We start from the raw sequence: 22,947 nt of genomic DNA, 5'->3' as shown, positions 1-22,947 counted from the left end.
TAAGCTGTTAATAAAAGAGTTGATAGACTTAATTATCATAGTAATTAATCTCTAATTAGTTTTTTGTGCCTCCGGACTGAACAAATAATCCATTACATTCCCGTTCAGTTGGCGACGTTTCCCTGAACAACGTGTGTCGCTTGCAATCATCACAATTCGTTATTCGTAAACTTAATCATCGGTAATTCCGATGACGAAGTAATCCTACATTTGGTATAACAATAAAAAATTGGTCTAGATCATAAAACAAAACGGGCTTTCATTTTTTTACTTAAAGTATGATCACCTTTAAACTTTTGACAAAAATCACTCAAATTCAGTTTAAATTTCAATCAAAACTCTACTTAAATCGTGTTTCTTTGGCTTTTTTGAGTTTAATATCACACACAAATGGTAGAACACATAAGGATTACTTGTATGACATCTTTTCTTTCGGAGGATTTTTTACTCCACAGCGATTTCGCTAAACGCCTTTATCATGAAGTCGCAGCCGATTTACCTATCATCGACTACCACTGCCACCTGCTACCGCATCAGGTTTCTGAAGATTACAAATTTCAAAACTTAACCGATATCTGGCTTCGTGGAGACCACTATAAATGGCGTGCAATGCGTATTAATGGTGTAGATGAGCGTTTCTGTACGGGTGATGCATCAGATAAAGAGAAATTCTTGGCATTCGCACGCACGGTTCCCTATACCATTGGTAACCCAATTTATCATTGGGCGCATTTAGAGCTACGCCGTCCGTTTGGTATCTCTGACATTGTTTTAAATGAAAACACCGCAGAACGTGTGTGGAACGAAACCAATAAGATGCTAGCAACACCTGAGTTCTCTGCTCGTTCGATCATGCAAAAGATGAATGTGGAAATGGTGGGTACAACCGATGACCCAATCGATGACCTCGCGGCACATAAAAAAGTAGCAGAAGACAAAGACTTCCCAGTACAAATGCTTCCAAGCTGGCGTCCTGACAAAGCATTCAACATTCATCAGGATACCTTCCCTGCTTATATAGAGGCGTTATCAAAAGCTGCGGATGTTGAAATCTCTCGCTTTGCAGATTTGTGCTCCGCTTTAGATAAACGTCTACAGCACTTTGCAGATCACGGCTGTTGTATATCAGACCACGCTCTAGATACGGTCTGCTATGAAGATTCAACCGAGCAAGAGTTGGATGCGATTCTCAGCAAACGTCTAAGCGGCGGAACAGTCTCCGAATTTGAAACTGCACAGTTCAAAACGGCAGTATTGGTATACCTAGGTAAAGAGTACGCGAAACGCGGCTGGGTTCAGCAATACCATATTGGCGCTCTGCGTAATAACAATCAGCGTATGTTCAAGCTTCTTGGTCCAGACACAGGTTTTGACTCTATCCATGATGGTTTAGTTGCCTTGCCTTTATCACGTCTGCTTGATGCGCTTGACCGCGACAATGCATTACCGAAAACCATTCTTTACGGTCTAAACCCACGTGACAACGAAGTTCTGGCAACCATGTGTGGCAACTTCCAGGACGGCAGTATCGCTGGCAAGATCCAATTTGGTTCTGGTTGGTGGTTCAACGACCAAAAAGACGGCATGGAGCGTCAAATGACTCAGCTTGCACAGCTTGGTCTATTAAGCCGCTTTGTCGGAATGTTAACCGATAGCCGTAGCTTCTTGTCATACACCCGACACGAGTACTTCCGCCGTATCCTTTGCCAAATGATTGGCAAATGGGTTGAAGATGGTGAAGCACCTGCGGACTTCGAACTACTTAGCCGTATGGTTCGCGATATCTGTTATTACAACGCGAAAAACTATTTCGGTATTACTGCTAAATAATCTGACACTCTGCGGCTGTTGCTTATTGGTGAAGAGCAATTGACAAATATGTTCTTCACCGACCTTCAGCCGCAGCCTATCGATAGGTAACTTTTATGAAACAGCTAAACCGAGATACCTTTCCCGGCCCTTCTTACCCAACCAAGATCATTCAATTTGGCGAAGGTAATTTTTTACGCGCTTTTTTAGACTGGCAAATTGACCAACTCAACGAACACACAGATCTCAATGCTGGTGTTAGCATTATTCGTCCAATCGATACCGATTTCCCGCCAAGTCTCAACACTCAACAAGGTGTGTATACCACTTTGATTCGTGGTCTGGATGAAACAGGCCAAGCGCTCTCTCAATCACGAGTTATCTACTCTGTGAACGAAGAGCTGTCTGCTTACCAAGATTTCCAAACCATTCTTGAACTTGCTCGTAACCCAGACATTCAATTTGTGTTCTCAAACACAACGGAAGCGGGAATTGCATTTGTGGAAAGCGATCAGCTTGATGATTTGCCACCAAGCAGCTATCCAGCCAAGCTGACGCGTATGCTGTGGGAACGCTACAACCACTTTGAAGCCGATGAAGACAAAGGTTGGATCATTGTTCCTTGTGAACTCATTGATTACAACGGCGAATGCTTGAAAGAAATTATCGGGCGCTACATTGAGGCTTGGGCTCTTCCTGTTGAATTTAAACATTGGGTAGAAGCCGCAAATACATTCTGCTCAACCTTGGTAGACCGTATCGTTACTGGCTATCCAAAAGATGAAGTGAGCACGCTGGAAGCGGAGCTAGGCTACAAAGATACCTTTATGGTCAGTGCCGAGAACTTCTATCTGTTTGTTATTCAAGGTCCACAATGGTTAAACCAAGCACTGTGTCTGGATCAACTCAGCGCGGAGCAATCGCTTAACATTAAAATTGTTGATGACATAAAGCCATATAAAGAACGTAAAGTCGCGATTCTTAACGGAGCGCATACCGCTCTTGTACCAGTGGCATTCCAATCTGGTATTGATACGGTTGGTGAAAGCATGGCTGACGAACAGATGGCAACTTATCTCAAAGAACTGATGTTCTCTGAGATCATCCCTACTCTTTCACTGCCAAAAGATGAACTGCAAACTTTTGCTCAGGATGTGGAGTATCGCTTTAAGAACCCTTACATCAAGCACCTGCTGTTATCTATTTCGCTTAATGGTATGACAAAATTCAAAACCCGAATTTTGCCGCAGTTACTCGCGTATCAACAAAAGACCGAACATTTACCTCGTCACATGAGCTTTGCACTCGCAGCGTTAATTACCTTCTATCGCGGCGAACGTGAGGACGGAAACTACCCTCTTAATGACGACCAACCATGGCTAGATTTCTTCGCTGTCGAGTGGCCTAAGGTGTCATCAGGGGAGCAAAGCTATGACGCGTTAGTTGAAGCCGTGTTGGGTAATTCTGTGCACTGGGGACAAAACCTCAATCAGGTGCCGGGACTGACAGAATGCGTAACCGCGTACGTCGAACAAATTTGCCTAGTGGGCATGCGACGAGCGTTAAATCGCTGCTAAGGAAATAGCATGAACTCTCTTATCAAAATACATCCAGCCGACAATGTTGCAGTTGCATTAAAAGACTTAAGTGCTGGCACAACATTAGTTGTGGACGAGCAGGAAATAACGTTGCAAGAGGACATTCCTCAGGCACACAAAGTGGCGCTGCAAACTTTTGCTCAAAATGACCAGATAATTAAATATGGTTGCCCTATCGGACATGCTTTGCAAACCATAGAGCTAGGCTACCGTGTTTATCAGGATAACATTCGTACCAACTTGAATGATTTAAACGAATACCAATACCAGCCTGAATTCCAAAACGTACATAGCACATTGGAGAACAAGCCAGTAAACATCTACCGTCGTGCGAATGGTGATGTCGGTATTCGTAACGAGCTTTGGATCATCCCAACCGTTGGCTGTGTAAACGCTATGGCTAACATGATGAAAAAGCAGTTTGAGTCTGAAGTCGACATGTCAGCTATCGATGGCGTGCAAGTGTTCACTCACCAATATGGCTGTTCACAGCTTGGTGATGACCACAACAACACTAAAATTCTGCTGCAGAACTTAGTAAAGCACCCTAACTCTGGCGGTGTTTTAGTGGTGGGATTAGGGTGTGAAAACAACCAAGTGAACGCGTTTAAAGACACACTCGGTGAATACGACGAACAACGTGTTCAGTTCATGATCTGTCAAAAGCAAGATGATGAAGTGGAATACGGCGTTGAGCTGATGAAAAAGCTGTATGAAGTGATGTCTAAAGACCAGCGAGTTGCAGGCAACCTGAGCGAAGTTCGTTTTGGTTTAGAGTGTGGCGGATCTGATGGCTTCTCTGGCATCACTGCTAACCCTCTGCTTGGCCGTTTCTCGGATTACCTTGTCACACATGGCGGCACCACAGTACTGACTGAAGTGCCAGAGATGTTTGGTGCAGAGCATATCCTGATGAGCCGCTGCGCAGATAGAAGCGTGTTCGACGATACCGTATCCATGATCAATAACTTCAAACAGTATTTTATCGATCACAAACAGCCTATTTATGAAAATCCATCTCCGGGTAACAAGGCAGGCGGCATTTCAACTTTAGAAGAGAAATCTTTGGGTTGTACGCAAAAGGCTGGCTCAAGTCAGGTAATGGATGTCTTGAAATACGGTGAACGCTTGACCAAACCAGGTCTAAACCTACTAAGTGCGCCGGGTAACGATGCTATCGCGACCTCGGCTCTTGCGATGGCTGGTTGTCATATGGTGCTGTTCAGTACTGGTCGTGGCACACCTTATGGCGGCCCGGTACCGACTTTGAAACTGGCAACCAACAGTGACTTAGCCCGCCGCAAGCCACACTGGATTGACTTTAATGCCGGTACGCTAGTAGAAGGCACCTCAATGGATACCTTGCTTGAAGAGTTTGTCGACAAGGTCACCAGCTTCGTAAATGGTGAGCCAACTCGCAATGAAATCAATGAGTTCCGAGAAATCGCCGTATTCAAAAGCGGTGTAACGCTTTAATAAGATGTGTCGAAAGACACAAAAGGCTACCTTCGGGTAGCCTTTGTTTTTCAGTTCTTTTATTGCGTTTACTGTGAAATAACGCGACTTCTATGACGTCGTAATCGGACTTTCTGAGAACAAGAAACGGTCGTAATCATCATTTGAAGCATCAAACAGCATGATCTTAGTATTTTCAATGTGCTGCCAAGCAGCCTGACGTGCAGCTACCGCATCTCGCTTGATTAACGCTTTTACAATTTCATCATGATCGCTGCACCAGCTGCGAATCTTATTGTCTTCAATGTGCTCGTGAAGCTTCTTCCAATATGGGTTGTTTTCACGATGTTTCGACAACATCTCCGCAATATGTACCACGACTGAGTTTTGTGTACAGCGAGCCATCTGAATATGAAATTCAATATCCCAGTAGGAATCACGCGAGTAATCGTCTTGCTTCGCTTGTTCTTGAATCTTCATCAGAGCAACCAGATCTTGTTTGGTCGCTTGAGTCGCGGCAAATTCAGCGATATTGCTTTCAAATAACTGACGAGCCTGTAGCAGTTCAAACGGACCACAAGTGAGCATGAAACCTAAATCGCCCACCGCCTGCGCGATGTCCGGTACTACATTATCAACCTGCGTGTTAATCACTCGAATACCCGAGCCTTTACGCACCTCAACGTAGCCTTCCACTTCAAGCATTATCATTGCTTCACGAATCACGGTTCGACTCACTTCCATCTGTTCAGCGATCACTCGTTCAGCAGGAAGCATATCCCCAACCTTGTAAACGCCATTAAAGATTTCCGTTTTAAAGTGATTGGCGATTTTTTGATAAAGCTTAATATTCGGTTCCATATTAATCTCTTAAACCACTTGTTATACCAATTTAGCGCCAGCTTACCATAGATAGTATTCCAATCGATAGCTAAAACTATGGTCTGATTTCAAAATTTTTAAAATGACTCGCAACACGCCCTATCCTTCTTTCGCGTGCCGATCGTTTATCCCTTTGCTAGTATTTATTTCTAAAACTAAACAAGAGCCTTCAAACATGACAGTCGAAAAATTTTCATCTATTTATCAACGAGCCGTCGATCGTAAAGGTGGCGAAGACCAATTAGAAAAACTGCTTAGCACGCCATTAAGTAAAACTGAACTTGCTGCGATACCTGAAGACCGTTGGTTATCTGCGTTCAGCATGAAAGTGTTTCAATCGGGTATCTCTTGGGATGTGGTGAGAAAGAAATGGCCAAACTTCGAAGAGCTTTTCTTTGGCTTCAAAATTGAACCTCTGTTGATGCTGTCTGACGAAGTGTGGGAAGAAAGAGCGCAAGATCCGCGCATCATTCGCCATTTAGTCAAAGTGATGTCGATTCCGCGCAATGCCCGCATGATTTATGAAGCCCGAGCCGAGCACGGTTCTTTCAGTGAAATGGTGGCAAACTGGCCGCTAGATAACATTACCGGTCTTTGGGAACACATGAAAAAACACGGTGACCGCCTAGGTGGCAACACGGGGCCATACACACTGCGTACGATGGGGGCGGATACTTTTATCTTCTCTACAGATGTTGAAGCATACCTTCGTAACACTGGCGTTATTGATAGCGCGAAGACAACCAAACGAGCCATGACCGCAGCCAATCAGGCATTCTGCCAATGGCGTGAAGAATCCGGACGTAGCCTAAGCGAGATAAGTCAGATCATCGCTTATAGCACTGGTGAAAACCGAATCTAACGTGATTTATACACACAGTAATCATGCAAAAAAGGGAGAGCCTCTACAGACTCTCCCTTTTGTTTATCAACACTGAAATGGTTACTTAGGCTGCTTACTCAATACCGCGTCAATGTCTGCTGCGCTGTGGCGCTCTGCGACTTGTTCCCACTCTTCACCAAAAGTGCGGTTTACAATTCGACCACGTTGAACCGCAGGGCGTTCTAACATCATTTTCGCCCAACGCTGAACGTGCTTATAAGACTCAACATCTAAAAACTCGCCAGCATTGTATGCTTTGCCTAGTGCTAGGTTGCCGTACCAAGGCCAGATCGCGATATCAGCAATACTGATTTCTTCACCAGCAATAAAGGTATGTTTTGCCAGTTGCTTATCGAGCACATCAAGCTGACGTTTCGCTTCCATTGCAAAGCGGTTAATCGGGTATTCAAATTTCTCTGGCGCATACGCGTAGAAGTGACCAAAGCCACCACCAAGATAAGGTGCTGAGCCTTGAAGCCAGAACAACCAGTTCATTACTTCAGCTCGTGCCGCTCCTTCTTTAGGTAGGAAATGGCCGAACTTCTCAGCAAGATAGAACAAAATATTCCCGGATTCGAACACGTTGACAGGTTCATCACCTGAACGATCAACCATTGCAGGAATTTTTGAGTTCGGGTTTACCGCAACAAAGCCGGAACTGAACTGGTCACTTTCGCCAATTCGAATCAAAAATGCATCGTACTCAGCTTCTTTCACACCCAGAGCAAGTAGCTCCTCAAGCATGATGGTCACCTTCTGACCATTAGGTGTGCCCATTGAGTAAAGTTGAATTGGGTGAGAGCCCACTGGAAGTTCTCTTTCAAAACGAGCACCTGAATCCGGTCGGTTGATACTCGCCCATTGACCACCATTTTCGCTGTCCATTGTCCAGACTCTTGGTGGGATATATTCACTTGCCATGGTTGATCCTTCTCTTGGTTTACGTATTCGATTTACGACTTCTTAAGATATAGGGGCAAATTATTGCAGATAAAGTCTTTTACGAATTTTTAGTTATAACAATAAATTATTGCAAGGGAGAAGAAATTATATAGGCAGAGAGGAATAACCGAAGTGGAGGTTTGACTTCCCGCAGCAACAGACGTTGCTACGGGAATCCGGGCAATTAGAACGCAGGTTCAATCGTGCCATTGAAGGTTTGTTGCATGAAGTCACGAATCGCTTGTGACTGGTAGATTTCTACGAACTTTTTGTACGCTTCGTTATCTTTGTCTTTCTCACGGCTTGCAATCACCATCACCGCTAGAGGTGCTTGCCTCGATTCTAGGTAGATACCTTGTTTCTTAGGATCAAGACCCGCAGACATTACGTAGTTCATCGTAATAGCCGCAGCATCAACGTCATCCAAAGTACGTGGAAGTTGCGCCGCATCCACTTCCAAGAACTCGAAGTTTTTCGGGTTTTCAACGATATCGTTTAACGTCGCTTTAAAGCCAGCATCCGCTTTCAAGGTAATCAAACCAGCGTCAGCAAACAGCAGTAAGCCACGACCACCGTTGGTTGGATCATTTGGAATGGCAATACGCGCGTTCTCTGGCAACTCTTCTAACGATTTGTATTTATTCGAATAAATACCCATACGCATCAGGATAGATTCGCCAATAGAAACAAGGTGAGAACCTTGACTATTGTTGTAGTTGTTTAGGAAAGGAAGATGCTGATAGCTGTTCAAATCAATGCTGCCATCTTCCAATGCCGCGTTTGGCGTAATGTAGTCAGAAAACTCGACCACTTTTACTTTTAAACCTTGCTTAGCTGCCTCTTTTGCAACCGCTTCCACTACCTGCGCGTGAGGGCCAACTGTTGCGCCAACAGAGATTTCATCACTCTCTTTCTGACCACAAGCTGCTAAGCCGAAAACCAACGATGCTACTAAGCCCAACTGAGAGAGTTTTTTATATCCGTTCATTTTATTTATTCCTTACCTAAACATAGAGACGTATAGCCGTCTAAACAGCTATATTATCGATGACGAAGTAATATGCAACTAAAAATTTGCTATAAGTTAGTTCCCGCTGTCCTTTTCTTAAGCGCAACAAATAGCGATTGAACTCACATTTCGTTTTCACTAAATTAGCCAAAGTAGCAGGAAGTCAGAAAAAGGAATTTATGAAAACGTTACTGATAATTAATGTTGGTCAGGCTCCTGAGCAACAACTCAAGAAATACGGTGATTTTGAACACTGGGCACAAAGAGCCATCAGTGAGGTCAATATCCCTGTGACTTTCCTAGATGGTACTCGCAACGCTTTACCTGCTTATGATTCTTTGGCAGGTGTCATCATCATGGGTTCACTTTCTATGGTGACGGAAAAGACCGATTGGATGCTGAAACTGTCAGACGACATCATTGCCCTCACTGAAAAGAGAATTCCTCTTCTTGGCATTTGCTTTGGTCACCAATTAATCGCCCAAGCTCTTGGTGGTGCTGTGGGTTATAACCCGAAAGGTCTGGAAATTGGAACGGTAGAGTTGGAGCGTTTACCGAGCGCAAGTAATGACCCTTTGTTTGAGTCACTCCCAGCAAACTTTGCAGCTCAAACAGTACATTTCCAATCGGTGCAGCAGCTTCCACCGAACGCTGTTTGTCTAGCCAGAAGTGATTTGGATGAACACCATGCCTTCCGAGCTGGCAGTTGCACTTGGGGCGTGCAATTCCATCCAGAATTTACCAGCGACATCATGCGAGATTCTGTCGAAGGTTTGAAAGAAGCGATTGTCGATAGCTACACAAGCAAGCTAGAACAGGTCGCTGAAACAGAGCAGGCGAAACAAATTCTGGTTAGATTCGCCAGTATGTGTAAATCACGTATAGATCACCCTTAGACTTTAAAAACATGAGCTAAAATATCAACAGTTGTGCCACTTTTGTTATGAATGTGAGTGGTTCAGCCTATGATTAGGCCTATTGGAAAGGGTTGGAACTACGTGAAAGTAGAACATACGGATAGACAGTGTTATGAATGCGAAGAATACGCTGCGGTAATTTCGGCTCTGCCTGATTTGGTTTTTGTTCTCACTGAATCTGGTCGCTATGCGGCGATATTTGGTGGTGAAAACTCCGATCTTTACCATGACGGCTCATCTTTAAAAGGACTAACCCTCGACAATGTTCTTCCAGCAGAAAAGGCATCTTGGTTTAAAGATCGAATTAAAGAAACGCTTGATTGCGATTGCGTAAAGGTTTTCGAATATTCATTATCAGCAGATGATGTAGATACGGTCGATGAAGCAACGGGCCCGATTGGGGAACTGCGTTTTGAAGGACGTGTCAGCCCTCTAAAATCATTACGCTATGGTGAAAGAGCGGTGGTGTGGGTAGCTCGCAATATTACCGCTCGATACCATATTCAGCAGCAACTGCTTTATCAATCTGAAGTGGATGATTTATCCAAAACACTCAATCGAAGAAAGCTGTTTGAAACGCTTAACGACGCGTTTTATGCGTTCAAGCGTTACCATGAAAACTACTGCTTCCTAGTCGTCGATATCGATAATTTCAAACGGATTAATGACTCCTACGGGCACAGCCTAGGCGATGAAGCGATCCGTAAAGTCGCAGAGATATGTAAACTCAAAGTGCGTAAAACTGACGCCATTGGCCGGCTCGGTGGCGATGAGTTTGGCATTATTCTCAAGCATACTGACGAGATTTCTCCAGTCGCGTTTGCAGAGCGACTGGTAGATGCGGTATCCAACACACTGTTACACGAAGAGCTTTCCGATACACGAGTCTCCATCAGTATCGGTCTAAGTTATTTCGCTGAAAGTGATACGGGGATGGAAGACATTTACCATCGCGCTGACCTTGCACTTTATGACGCGAAGCGCCGAGGTAAAAACCGAGTCTCCACCAAAATCAATTAATTGACTTAATCCAACTTCTGCATTTCCACCAAATACAACAAAGGCACGCCAGAGAACTGTCGTGCCTTTTACTGGTTACGGTTTGTACCTTACAAGTGGTCAATGACCGCAGGAATAGCGGCCAGTACATCTTGACCAAAGGCCACACTGCGCTCAGGAGACCAGCCATAAAGCTCATCAGGATGACAGCTATGATCTTTGAACGGCATCTCTAAGGTGTAAGACAAGCACTTAAATTCTTCGGCAACCCAGTTCGAACCAACGGTCAGATTTGCTTTACCCGGTTCATCTTTATCGTAACCAAATTCATCCTGAAACTCAGGTGTGATAAAGGTTAACGCTTGCTTAAACAGAGCTTCAAGGTTAGCCATTTTCTCGTTGTAACTTGGAACACCTTCTGCACCAGCCACAAAGTTATAAGGGATTGCTTCGTCACCGTGAATATCAAGGAACATATCCACACCAGTTTCGATCATTCGCTGACGAACGTAGTAAACCTCAGGGCTTTTCTCTAATGACGGTGATTGCCATTCACGGTTAAGGTTAATGCCAATCGCATTAGTTCTCAGGTGACCACGAACGCTGCCATCTGGGTTCATGTTTGGCACAATGTAGAACACCGCTTTTTCAAGCAGAGCATTCGCGACTGTGTCAGTGTTATCGAGCAGGCGTTGCAGCAAACCTTCCACAAACCATTCAGCCATGGTTTCACCCGGATGCTGACGTGCAGTAATCCAGATGTTTTTCTTCTCAGAACTTGGTTCACCAATCGTTAGCAGGCTGATGTCACGGTTATCCAGTGTTTGACCTAGCGTTTGAAGTTTGGTTTGCGGGTGCATTTGAGCTTGATGCAACAAGTCCAAATGACGTTCATAGCTGTACGGCGCAAAATAGGCGAAATAGATCGAATCGTACTCTGGCAGAATCGAAAAACTCAGGTTGTCGCCGTCGTAAGAAGCAGGCACACGGAACCACTCTTCACGATCATAAGAAGCCACCACATCGTAACCGTCCCAGCCTTCTGGATAAGCCGATTTTGCAAGGTTCATTATGCGGAACTTATGCTCTGTGTTTGCTTCACTTTCTACTCGAAAGAAAAACCATTGAGCAATTTCAGTCTCGTTATCACGTTTAATCGACAATTGAATATCTTCACGATTTTCAGCGTTGATAACTTCAATGTTGCCTGCGTCAAAATTACTAAATATTTTCATAAAGTCACTATATTGCTCTGTGTCTTGGCTGTTCGGTGTTTTGTCTAATTTATCAATATAAACCATGAGTTAAAAGAATGTTCTAAAGATTACAACTTTGTATCTGGTTGATTGTTTCTAAATCGCGCAAATAAATGGCTTATCCAGTCAATAAACTCTCGTATTCTTCTTGGTTGCTGGTGTCGGGATTCGTAGAGCACCGACATTGGCATCGGCATACAGACATAATCACTCAGTACTTCAATCAACTCCCCTCTGGCGATTTGCTCCTGAACTCCCCATTTAGGTAATTGGATAATACCCAAACCATTAAGACACGCAGACAGATAGGCATCTGTTGTACTTACCGAGATAAGGCTCTTGGTTGACACAAAATGCGATTTGTTATTTTTGACGTACTCAAAACCACTCTGTTGTGCACTCTGCTCAGGCGCGTAATCCACGACAAAATGCTGATCAAGCTGATTCAATTGAGTTGGCAACCCATATCTCTCAACATAACTAGGACTAACACAGTTAATCATTTCAATGTCGCCCAAATGCCGCGCAATCAAATTGCTGTCTTCCAATACTCCACCACGAATCACACAGTCGATGCGCTCTTTGATTAGATCAATTCGATAGTCTGCACCGACTAATCTCAGCTGAGTTTTCGGGTGAAGTTCGAACCATTGATGAAGATTGGGAGCAACGACAGTAGAAAAGAAACGGCTTGGCATATCCACTTTTATCACACCGCTCAGTTCATTACTTTCACGTTGAAACTGATTCTCTAACCCTTCTAGCTCGTCAATCAGTCTCTGACTTTGAGACAAATAGCGTTCGCCAGCCTCTGTTAAAGAAACTTGCCTCGTACTTCGTCTCAATAACCTCGTCTGTAGATGCTCTTCCAAACGGCTAACCGACATGGAAATCGCTGATTTCGGCACGCCAAGTTGATTGGAAGCCTGAGTAAAGCTGCCAGTTTGAGCAACAGCAATAAAACGCTTCATCGTTTCTATCTTATCCATCAGCCTTATTTACCCACTGGTTATTGTTCACGTGATACGAACAGTGTTGTCTGATTACCATTATTTTTCAATCCAATACGTAGGTGTAACTTATAAACGAACCCAACAACTGAACTCAAAAGGTAAAAACATGAACAAAATTGCACTGATAACTGGTGGTAGCCGTGGTTTAGGCAAAAGCGCTGCGCTTAAATTGGCAGAGAACAAGGTCGATATCATTTTCACCTATCACAGTAACCAACAAGCAGCGCTGGATGTCGTTGCCGAAATCCAACGCATGGGACAAAAAGCAGTAGCCTTACAATGTGATATACGTGACACCGCATCGTTCTCTACATTTGAAAGTTCCCTTTCAAAGATCCTACAAGAGCAGTTTGCGCGTTCTGATATCGATTATTTACTAAACAATGCGGGTACTGGTTTGCATGCCACCATCGAAGAAACGAGTATTGAAGATCTCGAAGAAATGTTTAACACCCATGTGAAAGGCCCGTTTGTTTTCACACAAAAGATGCTTCCGCTAATCAAATCTGGCGGCCATATCGTGAATGTATCTTCTGGCTTAACGCGATTTTCTTTCCCCGGATCTGCGGCCTATGCCATGGCTAAAGGTGCTGTGGAAGTAATGACTCGCTATATGGCGAAAGAGTTTGCGACAAAAAACATTCGAGTGAACACCCTTGCTCCGGGGGCTATCGCAACCGATTTTAGAGGCGGTGCGATTCGTGACAATCAACAGGCACAAGCGATGGTGTCATCGGTTACCGCTCTCGGACGTGTCGGTGAAGCTGACGATATTGGAAAAATCATTTCATCAATGTTTAGCGAAGGTTTTGACTGGGTAACAGGGCAACGAATTGAGGCTTCAGGCGGTATGATTCTTTAATTTCTGATACGAAGGGCATAGTTTCACTGTGCCCCACATTCTTCAATCCCAGTTATAAATTAGACATGGTGCTGCAGTTTCAAACGTTGTAAACATAACGACATAAATCTCTCATGCAACTGACATATCAGCCATCTAGCGTGTTCGGCTAAGTCTTAAATAACTAGGAATAAGGCATGGAAGTCAAACATTTAAAAACCACATTACTTGCGGCAACGATTGCAGCAGCTTCATCTTTTGCGCATGCAGAATCATTTCAACGTATCGCGACGTTTGCGGTAGCGGACAACATCCCCGCAGGTAAAGCGAAATCATCGGTGACTTCATCAGAGATCATAACCGCATCGGAAGATGGCAATACCTTGATCTATTCTGACAGCCCGATGGGTGGTATTGGTTTCATCGACATTAAAAACCCAAATCAGCCTTTAGCTGCGGGGTTCCTTGATTTACAAGGTGAACCAACATCAGTCGCAGCAATCGGCAAAATGGTGATTGCGGGTGTCAACACTTCGAAAAGTTACACCGAACCTTCTGGTTATCTGGCCGCTGTTTCTATCGCGAGTCATAAACTGATTCAAAAGTGTGATTTGGGCGGACAGCCTGATTCTGTGGCTGTATCAAAAGATGGGCGTTTTGTTGCTGTTGCGATAGAGAATGAGCGTGACGAAGAACTTAACGATGGCGAATTGCCACAAATGCCTGCGGGTTATCTTTCGATTGTTCCGATCACAAACAACAAACTTGATTGCGCGAGCATCAAAAAAGTGGATTTAACGGGTATCACAGAAATTGCACCCACCGATCCTGAGCCGGAATTTGTCGCTTTCAACGATAACAATGAAATAGCGCTGACACTTCAGGAAAACAACCACATCGCCATCATTGATGCGGAATCTGGCAAGATCATCCATCATTTCTCGGCAGGCACCGTTGATCTCAACAATATTGATACCAAGAAAGATGGCGCACTGACTTTCAACCAATCGCTAACGAACGTACGTAGAGAACCCGATTCAGTAAAATGGCTAGACAATGACCGTTTCGTAATAGCGAACGAAGGCGATTACAAAGGCGGTGCTCGCGGCTTTACCATTTTCAATAAACAAGGCGAAGTTCTGTTTGAAAGCGGAGCGAGTTTTGAATACGAAGTGGTCAAAACAGGTCATTACCCAGAAAAACGTTCAGGTAAAAAAGGCGCTGAGCCAGAAGGGATTGAAGTAGCAAAATTCGGCAATGATACGTACATTTTTGTTATGTCTGAACGTGGCTCAATTATGGGTGTCTATCGTGATACTGGAGCCGATCCAGAACTTGTTCAAATGCTGCCTTCTGGCATCGCACCTGAATCCGCAATTGCGATTCCAAAACGAGGTCTGATTGCGACTGCAAACGAAGAAGACATGGTGAAAGACAAAGGTGCCCGCTCTCATGTGATGATTTATCAATGGACGAAAACAGCACCGACCTACCCTATGATTCAATCCACAATGGACAACAACAATCGTCCTATTGGCTGGGGAGCACTGTCGGGGCTGGCGGCAGATTTAAACCAAGCAGGCACACTCTATGCCATCAGTGACAGTTTTTACTCTGCTCAACCCGCTATATTTACTATTGATGCCACACAGTCTCCTGCGCTGATTAAAGACAAAATCATTATCACTCATGGCGGCAGAGCCGCAGAAAAACTTGACTTAGAGGGTATTGCCGTTGACCCACAAGGCGGATTCTGGCTCGCTTCTGAAGGTAACGCTGAAAAATCCGTTCCGCATCAACTTCTACACGTAACCAAACGCGGTGCAATTGACCAAACCGTTCCTTTCCCTGCTGAGTTGCTTCAACATCAAGAACGATTTGGCGCTGAGGGTATCGCTATTCAGGGTGATTCTTTATGGGTCGCGATTCAACGACCTTGGAAAGATGATGAGAAAAATACCGTCAAATTGCTTTCCTACAACACCAAAACCAAACAATGGGGCGCGGTCAGATATCCATTAGAAAGCGCGCAAAAAGGTTGGATTGGTCTGTCTGAAATCACTATCTACGGAGACAACGCATACATTGTTGAGCGTGATAATCAGTTGGATAGCGATGCGAAAGTCAAACGTCTTTATAAGGTTGCACTTTCAGAGTTAAAACCAGCGCCATTAGGCTCTCAGTTACCAACGGTAAGCAAAACCTTGGTTCACGATTTCCTGCCTGAACTAAAAGCAGCGAAAGGCTATGTGGTCGATAAAATCGAAGGTTTCACTATCGATGCATCCGGTCAGGGTTATGCAGTTACCGACAATGACGGTGTAGACGACAGCAGTGGTGAAACGCTGTTCTTCAAAGTAGACAAGTTCTAAGTTCTCTTCAGAGTCAGTATTCTACTCTCCAAGCGAGCCCTAAGCGGCTCGCTTTTTAATTCGTTCACTCCCAAAGCAACACTTTAGTATTAAGACCAACCTCACACTTATTAACTATACTATCAGTAACATTTAAAAGACGTTTAAGGTGAGCGGTCATGAATATCATGCGCAATGTTTTGCTTTTAATGCTAACAACCTTCTTTATATCAACGAGCTATGCTCAAAATGCCGACGTTTTAAACAAATATATTGTTGTACTCAAGCCAAGTACGATTCCTTCTGCAGTGGCTAGTGACATTGCACAGCAAGCAAATGGTCGTGTTGGCTATATTTATGAAAATGCCATACGAGGTTTTTCTATTTCAATTCCAGAGCAAGCGTTAAGAGGAATTCTAAACAACCCTAATGTGCTGTATGTGGAACAAGACCTACCGATAACAGCATTTGCGCAAACATTCCCCACTGGTGTTGAGCGAATTTTCGCAAACGACGTAACTCTGAGCATCAACAATACCGATGATCAACATGTAGATGCAGATGTCGCGGTACTTGATACGGGGATTGATATTGACCACCCAGACCTTAACGTGGTTGGCGGTGCGAACTGTCTAAGTTACTCAGGGAAATCTCCATGGAATCGAACTTACTATTGCGATGAAACCAAAAGCTATGATGACGACCACTACCACGGTACACACGTCGCAGGAACCATTGGTGCCTTAGATAATGATTTTGGAGTTGTCGGTGTCGCGCCAGGAGTACGTTTGTGGGCGGTTAAAGTTTTGGATTCAGCGGGTTCAGGTTCGCTTGCTGGAATCATTGCTGGTATCGACTGGGTGGTAAAACAGGGCAATATCGAAGTTATTAATATGAGTTTAGGCGGCAGCGGACAAAGCAACGCAATGGATAGCGCCATTAAAACAGCCTTTGAAGCAGGTGTATTTGTTGTCGTAGCGGCAGGGAACTCAAATGCCGATAGCGCAGACTTTACCCCAGCAAACGCCCCGTTTGCATTTACAGTTTCCGCTCTGGCTGATTTCGATGGACTAGAAGGCGGCTATGGCTCTGCTACATGTCGATCAGACGAAGATGATACTTTAGCCAATTTTAGTAATTGGGGAGCATCTGTAGACATCGCCGCCCCTGGTGTATGTATTACCTCAACTTACCCAATTGAAAAAGGAAGCTACGGTACGATTAGCGGAACATCAATGGCATCCCCCCATGTTGCCGGTGCAGCTGCCCTATTAGCCAGCAAGGAAAATGAACCAACTCAAATCGAAAATATCCTTATCACAAAGGGAAATAGTAGCTGGGTAGATACCAGCCCCGACGGTGTCAAAGAGCCTCTACTCGATATTCAAAGTGCCGATTTTGTACCAACATTAATTGATGTTAATAGTAGTAATGAGAACTCTCCACCAGCGGCTCAATTCAATGCAAACTGTACCGATCTTACCTGTACCTTTGATGCTTCTGCTTCAACGGATAGTGACGGTACGATTGTCTCTTACGAGTGGAATTTTGACGATTCTTCATTTGGGTCTGGTGATATTGTCGTTCATGTTTACGGTGCTTACGCATCCTATTACGTGACTCTCACCGTTACTGATGATAAGGGAGCCGTGGATGTGTATGAGAATACTGTCAATGTCAGCGAATCTCCTGCAATCGTGACAGAAAGTATTAGTATGGGTAAAACTTGGATTGCTAGAGTCTCATATAGCTCCGGTGCAAATATTTCAGGAACATGGTCTGAATCTGGAGGCTCATGTACACAAACACAATGTGAAATTGAACTCGCTAAGAAGAAAGCCAGCGTGATATTTACCAGTGACCAAAATGAGTCAGTGATCATCTACAAGCCTTAATATTCTCGATGGATAATTAAGGTCAATGATAAGAGAAAGCCCCTGAAATCAGGGGCTTTCTTATTTGTTGTAAAAAGAGTGCAACTCCGATGAATTATGCGAGAGCTTCTTGCTCTTTAATTTCAGGGACAAAAGTAGCTGGTTGCTCTTTCTCTTGTTGTTTTACCAACTCTTGTTTTATTTCACCCAACTTTTTGTTGTCGAGTTTATAGAACAACATAAACACCGCTAGCGACGCAAAGAACACACCAGGTAGCACGGTAAACAGAAGATTGATGGCATTAACCGCTTCATCAGTTTGCACTTCTGCACCACCTTGATAGCCAGCCCAAGCAAGAATCCAACCCACGCCTGCTCCGCCAATAGCAATACCAAGTTTGATAGCGAACAAGTTGGTTGAAAACACCATTCCACTCAGTGAACGATTGCTGCGCGTTTTCTCGTAATCAACAACGTCAGACATCATACTCCACAGAATTGGCGTAGTTGCCATCTGTACTATGCCGAGCAAAATTACTAATGAGAAAACCGCTACGATATTTGATGGTTCAACCAAGTAAATCATCGCAGAAAGAATGCCGGATATCACAATAAGAATTTTGTAGACCGTTGGCTTGTCATACTTGCCTAACAGCGGAGCAGATAATATAGCGCCAACGATGTTTGCCAGCATGCCACAAACCATGAAAGTGGTTGCCAAGTCAGCTCTGCCCATCACAATTTTCACGTAATACATTGTTGATGCGCCTTTAAGTACAACGCCCGTCAGCAGAACTACGTTAACAACGAACAACACTCTCCATTGGCTATTCTTCGCCAGCAATTTTAGATCTTTAAATACAGACTGTTTTTCTTCTTGAGGTACATAACGCTCTTTGGTGTTTGAGAAACTAAAGAAGAACAACGCAATTGCGCCAATACCCATAATAGCCATGGCACCAAGGTAACCTTTTTGCTCATCACCTTGACCAATGATTTCTACCAGTGGTAATGCCACCATAGCAACAACAAGGCCACCAGCCGTACTTAAAGCAAAACGGTAAGACTGTAATGACGTGCGCTCTGCAGAATCATTCGTCATAGCATTTGCCATTGCACAGTAAGGGACATTGATAGCGGTATACATTAACGTCAGGAAGATATAGGACGCGTATGCGTATACGATTTTACCCACTTCGCCAAAATTAGGCGTGAAGAAAGCGAACATACAAGCAGCGCCAAAAGGCACAGCCATCCATAACAGATAGGGTCTGTAACGCCCATGTTTTGACTGAGTTCTGTCAACGATAGAACCCATAACAGGATCAGTGACGGCATCAATAAAACGAACGATCAGAAACATAGTCCCCATGTGCGCTGGGGATAGACCATAAATGTCGGTATAGAAGTAAGCTAAAAAAAGCATGACAGTTTGCCATACAAAATTACATCCCGTGTCGCCTAATCCGTAGGCGACCTTTTCCTTTATAGATAATTTATCGGTATTGGTCATATTCATTTTTATATTTACTCCAGGATACATTTTCACCAATAAATATTTTGTTCACCCACAAAAATATAATCAATTCGCACAAATTAGTAATGCTTTTACGATATTTCACTTATGTGAACAGCACAGAAAAAATCTTTAGTTCAACATCATCAAATCAATGAGTTACGTGCATATTAGAGATGAATTAATGGTATTTCTGGGATATCTAACACACTTGTAAAATAGAGGAATAGCAGTATTAAAAAACATAATTGATAGAAAAAACAAAACCTTTAACTTTGTCAGAGAATAAAGCCCATATGAAACTATTGGAATTACGCAATGACTGAATACTTTAAAGGTATAAATAAAATCCAGTTCGAAGGAAAAAATTCGACTAATCCGTTAGCATTTCGCCATTATGATGCGAATAAGATGGTTCTTGGAAAAAGCATGCAAGAACACCTTAGATTCGCTGTGGCTTACTGGCACAACTTTGGCTGGGGCGGCTCGGATGTTTTTGGTACTGGAACCTTTGAACATGAATGGTTAAAGAGTTCAAACTCAATGGAAGCTGCTTATGTAAAAGCAGACGCTGCATTTGAATTTTTCACAAAACTCGGCGCTCCATACTACTGCTTCCATGATGTTGATGTAGCTCCTGAAGGTAATTCACTGAAAGAATACGTCAATAACTTCCAAACAATGGTCGACGTACTAGAACGCAAACAAGAAGAGACAGGGATCAAACTGTTGTGGGGAACGGCTAACGCATTCTCCAACCCTCGCTATATGGCGGGTGCGGGTTCAAACCCTGATCCGAAAGTATTCGCGTATGCAGCGGCTCAAATCTTCAATGCAATGGGCGCAACTCAACGACTAGGTGGTGAAAACTACGTATTGTGGGGTGGTCGCGAAGGCTATGAAACTCTTCTCAACACCGACCTTCGTCAAGAACGCGAGCAACTTGGTCGCTTGATGCAAATGGTGGTTGAACACAAACATAAGATTGGCTTCAAAGGCTCTATTCTCATCGAACCAAAACCTCAAGAACCAACCAAGCATCAGTATGACTACGACACTGCTACCGTTTATGGCTTCCTGAAGCAATTTGGATTAGAGAAAGAAATCAAAGTTAACATTGAAGCAAACCACGCAACGCTTGCTGGCCATAGTTTCCAACATGAAGTTGCCACTGCAACATCGCTAGGCATCTTTGGTTCTATTGATGCAAACCGAGGCGACCCTCAACTTGGTTGGGATACAGACCAGTTCCCGAACAGTGTCGAAGAAAACACTTTGGTGATGTATGAAATCCTAAAGGCTGGCGGTTTCACTACAGGTGGCTTCAACTTCGATGCACGACTACGCCGCCCTTCGACAGATTTAGCAGACTTCTTCCACGGTCATATTGGCGGTATGGACACTATGGCTCTGTCACTAGAGCGTGCGGCAGATATGATTGAAAATGATCTCTTATCTAAGAACATCGCTCAACGCTATGCGGGCTGGAACACGGATCTTGGTAAGAAAATACTTTCTGGCGATATGTCTTTAGAAGCGGTGGCAAACTACGCTGTTGAAAACTCTATTGCTCCAGAAAAAGTATCTGGCCGCCAAGAGTACTTAGAAAATATCGTTAACGGTTTCATTTACAAGTAACTGTAACGCCTGATTAAGACGGTCTGAGATGAATTTTTGCAGCTCAGACTCGTCATCTCATGGTATTTTTTATCAATTCCAATAAGAGAAACCAATTCATGACGGACCAAACAGTAGAACATCCTGAACTGAGCGATGCCGAACGCATTACTCAACTTGATCTTGCCCGAGCCAACTCGCTAAAACCGATATCGCCTCCGCTGGTAAAGCACATGTACACGGCCGACCCATCAGCCCATGTGTTTAATGACCGTATCTACGTCTACCCTTCCCATGACGTTGAAACCGATCAGCCACTTAATGACGATGGCGATCATTTTGATATGTCTGACTACCACGTATTCTCTCTTGATGAGTCTTTAGAAGAAGTGACAGACCACGGCCTTGCTTTGGATGTGAAAGATGTAAAGTGGGCAGAACGACAAATGTGGGCACCCGATGCAGCTGAAAAAGATGGCAAATATTACCTATATTTCCCAGCTAAAAATGCGCAAGGTGTTTTTCATATAGGCGCAGCCGTATCGGATTCTCCAGCAGGTCCTTTCAAAGCAGAAGAAACGCATATTGAAGGCACCTTCAGTATTGACCCTGCGGTATACCAAGACAACCAAGATTACTATTTGTACTTCGGTGGAATCTGGGGAGGACAACTGCAACGTTGGACTCAAGGTGAATATGGTGAAGACAACTACCCTGCAGATGACCAAGCTTCTCTAATGCCTAAAATGGCAAAGTTAGCCAAAGATATGGTGAGTTTAGAAGAGCAACCAAGAGACGTACTAATCGTTGATGAAAACGGTGAGCCGCTAAAAGCAGGTGATACAGAACGTCGCTATTTTGAAGGCCCTTGGGTTCATAAGCATAACAATGTTTACTACCTCTCGTACTCCACGGGAGATACACACAAGATTGTCTACGCGACAAGTGATTCACCATATGGGCCATTTAAATATCAAGGCGTGATTCTTGATCCCGTACTAGGCTGGACAACTCACCACTCGATTGTTCAGTATCAAGGCAAATGGTACTTGTTTTACCATGACAGCACGTTATCTGGCGGTCAGACTCACTTGAGAAGCATCAAAATGACCGAGCTTCATCACAATGCAGACGGCTCAATCCAAACCATTAAACCCTATCTGGATTAATTCGCTATTAGTGATACCCCTTCACCACTTTCAAGAGTGACTGGTTAAGCTGGAAGTAAAAAGCGAGCCGCCAAGGCTCGCTTTTTTATGGGTTATCGGTTTGGGTTTAGTTCAAAAATACCTAACGATCACTAATAGCCACTTTACTTGCTAGCCCAATAAGCAGGACTCCAGAGACTCCCTCAAGTGCTCGTGAATATCGCTGAGAGTTTGGACGGCTAAATACCCAGCTACCAACGGAAGCGTATAGAATGTTACACAGCGTAGCTAATGCACTGAACACCAAACCAAGCACTAGTAGTTGCATTGATGCAGCGCCTGCTGATGTATCGATAAATTGAGGCAGGAATGAAAGGAAGAATAGCGCGACCTTCGGGTTCAAGACACTAACAATAACCCCCTGTACAAACACATTTTTATTGCGTTCAACATTCTCACTAACCTCCAATTTGCTCTCACCGCGCCACATTGAAATTAGCGACTGAACACCTAAATAGACTAAGTAAGCAGCGCCCAGCCATTTTACCGCACTAAAGGCGACAGCAGAGCTGAGGATTATTGCAGATAAACCTAAACACGCGGCGAGTGTATGAACAAAGTAGCCCACACCCAACCCCATTGCAGCTTTAAACCCTGTTGCTAACTTACCTTTCATTGTATTGGAAACGATGTAGATAACGTCTGGCCCAGGTATCATGTTGATAGCCAGACAAGCGACCACAAATAGTAGCAATGAATTTAATTCCATTTATTTTTCTCCAGAACCAAAACCATAATATATCTGACCATCCACGCCTGATTCGTCACACGCAACAT

The 22,947-nt window shown here is 44.0% G+C and carries 18 protein-coding genes; 11 read left to right on the top strand and 7 right to left on the bottom strand.

Going from position 1 to position 22,947, the window contains the following annotated elements; translation table 11 throughout:
• Positions 1 to 417: 417 nt before the first annotated feature.
• The 3 genes from uxaC to HKI82_RS02955 all read left to right on the top strand — a co-directional run bounded on the left by uxaC (position 418) and on the right by HKI82_RS02955 (position 4,883).
• Positions 418 to 1,830 carry a glucuronate isomerase gene (uxaC, locus tag HKI82_RS02965; protein ID WP_171137150.1) on the top strand — a complete coding sequence of 471 codons (1,413 nt, stop codon included), beginning with the start codon at positions 418 to 420 and terminating at the stop codon, positions 1,828 to 1,830.
• A 95-nt stretch (positions 1,831 to 1,925) separates the two neighbouring features.
• Complete coding sequence (locus HKI82_RS02960; RefSeq protein WP_171137149.1) at positions 1,926 to 3,386, top strand: tagaturonate reductase; 1,461 nt, start codon at positions 1,926 to 1,928, stop codon at positions 3,384 to 3,386.
• A 9-nt stretch (positions 3,387 to 3,395) separates the two neighbouring features.
• Complete coding sequence (locus HKI82_RS02955; RefSeq protein WP_171137148.1) at positions 3,396 to 4,883, top strand: UxaA family hydrolase; 1,488 nt, start codon at positions 3,396 to 3,398, stop codon at positions 4,881 to 4,883.
• 90 nt (positions 4,884 to 4,973) lie between these two features.
• On the opposite strand, the gene HKI82_RS02950 is transcribed toward HKI82_RS02955, so the two are convergent.
• The gene (locus HKI82_RS02950; RefSeq protein WP_171137147.1) at positions 4,974 to 5,723 is read right to left on the bottom strand and encodes a GntR family transcriptional regulator; all 750 of its coding nucleotides are present in this window, start codon (positions 5,721 to 5,723) and stop codon (positions 4,974 to 4,976) included.
• A 196-nt stretch (positions 5,724 to 5,919) separates the two neighbouring features.
• Between HKI82_RS02950 and HKI82_RS02945 the strand changes: the two genes are divergently transcribed.
• On the top strand, positions 5,920 to 6,606 hold the full coding sequence (locus tag HKI82_RS02945; protein ID WP_171137146.1) for a DNA-3-methyladenine glycosylase I: 687 nt from the start codon (positions 5,920 to 5,922) through the stop codon (positions 6,604 to 6,606).
• Between the two features lie 81 nt (positions 6,607 to 6,687).
• On the opposite strand, the gene yghU is transcribed toward HKI82_RS02945, so the two are convergent.
• Both yghU and HKI82_RS02935 read right to left on the bottom strand, forming a co-directional pair.
• On the bottom strand, positions 6,688 to 7,548 hold the full coding sequence (gene yghU, locus HKI82_RS02940) for a glutathione-dependent disulfide-bond oxidoreductase (protein WP_102939636.1): 861 nt from the start codon (positions 7,546 to 7,548) through the stop codon (positions 6,688 to 6,690).
• A 205-nt stretch (positions 7,549 to 7,753) separates the two neighbouring features.
• Complete coding sequence (locus tag HKI82_RS02935; RefSeq protein ID WP_171137145.1) at positions 7,754 to 8,557, bottom strand: MetQ/NlpA family ABC transporter substrate-binding protein; 804 nt, start codon at positions 8,555 to 8,557, stop codon at positions 7,754 to 7,756.
• Positions 8,558 to 8,757: 200 nt separating this feature from the next.
• On the opposite strand from HKI82_RS02935, the gene HKI82_RS02930 reads away from it, so the two are divergent.
• Both HKI82_RS02930 and HKI82_RS02925 read left to right on the top strand, forming a co-directional pair.
• Positions 8,758 to 9,474, top strand: a complete 717-nt coding sequence (locus HKI82_RS02930) for a glutamine amidotransferase (protein WP_171137144.1) — start codon at positions 8,758 to 8,760, stop codon at positions 9,472 to 9,474.
• 102 nt (positions 9,475 to 9,576) lie between these two features.
• Positions 9,577 to 10,515, top strand: a complete 939-nt coding sequence (locus tag HKI82_RS02925) for a GGDEF domain-containing protein (protein ID WP_258004185.1) — start codon at positions 9,577 to 9,579, stop codon at positions 10,513 to 10,515.
• An 89-nt stretch (positions 10,516 to 10,604) separates the two neighbouring features.
• Here the strand turns inward: HKI82_RS02925 and HKI82_RS02920 are convergent, their stop codons facing one another.
• Both HKI82_RS02920 and HKI82_RS02915 read right to left on the bottom strand, forming a co-directional pair.
• Complete coding sequence (locus HKI82_RS02920) at positions 10,605 to 11,729, bottom strand: M14 family metallopeptidase (RefSeq protein ID WP_171137143.1); 1,125 nt, start codon at positions 11,727 to 11,729, stop codon at positions 10,605 to 10,607.
• A gap of 89 nt (positions 11,730 to 11,818) precedes the next feature.
• On the bottom strand, positions 11,819 to 12,739 hold the full coding sequence (locus HKI82_RS02915; RefSeq protein WP_102939639.1) for a LysR family transcriptional regulator: 921 nt from the start codon (positions 12,737 to 12,739) through the stop codon (positions 11,819 to 11,821).
• Positions 12,740 to 12,869: 130 nt separating this feature from the next.
• On the opposite strand from HKI82_RS02915, the gene HKI82_RS02910 reads away from it, so the two are divergent.
• The 3 genes from HKI82_RS02910 (at position 12,870) to HKI82_RS02900 (ending at position 17,850) form a co-directional block, all read left to right on the top strand.
• Positions 12,870 to 13,625 carry an SDR family NAD(P)-dependent oxidoreductase gene (locus tag HKI82_RS02910; RefSeq protein WP_102939640.1) on the top strand — a complete coding sequence of 252 codons (756 nt, stop codon included), beginning with the start codon at positions 12,870 to 12,872 and terminating at the stop codon, positions 13,623 to 13,625.
• A 176-nt stretch (positions 13,626 to 13,801) separates the two neighbouring features.
• Complete coding sequence (locus HKI82_RS02905; protein ID WP_102939641.1) at positions 13,802 to 15,976, top strand: esterase-like activity of phytase family protein; 2,175 nt, start codon at positions 13,802 to 13,804, stop codon at positions 15,974 to 15,976.
• A gap of 158 nt (positions 15,977 to 16,134) precedes the next feature.
• Positions 16,135 to 17,850 carry a S8 family serine peptidase gene (locus HKI82_RS02900; protein WP_102939642.1) on the top strand — a complete coding sequence of 572 codons (1,716 nt, stop codon included), beginning with the start codon at positions 16,135 to 16,137 and terminating at the stop codon, positions 17,848 to 17,850.
• 94 nt (positions 17,851 to 17,944) lie between these two features.
• On the opposite strand, the gene HKI82_RS02895 is transcribed toward HKI82_RS02900, so the two are convergent.
• A complete protein-coding gene (locus HKI82_RS02895; protein ID WP_206361798.1) occupies positions 17,945 to 19,342 on the bottom strand; it encodes a glycoside-pentoside-hexuronide (GPH):cation symporter in 1,398 nt (465 codons plus the stop codon).
• Positions 19,343 to 19,663: 321 nt separating this feature from the next.
• Here HKI82_RS02895 and xylA point away from each other — a divergent pair, with 321 nt between their 5' ends.
• Both xylA and HKI82_RS02885 read left to right on the top strand, forming a co-directional pair.
• A complete protein-coding gene (gene xylA / locus HKI82_RS02890) occupies positions 19,664 to 20,983 on the top strand; it encodes a xylose isomerase (protein ID WP_171137142.1) in 1,320 nt (439 codons plus the stop codon).
• A gap of 98 nt (positions 20,984 to 21,081) precedes the next feature.
• A complete protein-coding gene (locus HKI82_RS02885; protein ID WP_171137141.1) occupies positions 21,082 to 22,131 on the top strand; it encodes a glycoside hydrolase family 43 protein in 1,050 nt (349 codons plus the stop codon).
• A gap of 121 nt (positions 22,132 to 22,252) precedes the next feature.
• On the opposite strand, the gene HKI82_RS02880 is transcribed toward HKI82_RS02885, so the two are convergent.
• Entirely contained in the window at positions 22,253 to 22,879 is a 627-nt protein-coding gene (locus HKI82_RS02880; protein ID WP_171137140.1) for a LysE family translocator, read from the bottom strand.
• Positions 22,880 to 22,947 lie beyond the last annotated feature (68 nt).

The organism is Vibrio plantisponsor (genome assembly GCF_013041605.1).
Taxonomy (GTDB): domain Bacteria; phylum Pseudomonadota; class Gammaproteobacteria; order Enterobacterales; family Vibrionaceae; genus Vibrio; species Vibrio plantisponsor.
This window is presented reverse-complemented; position numbering and strand designations above follow the sequence as displayed.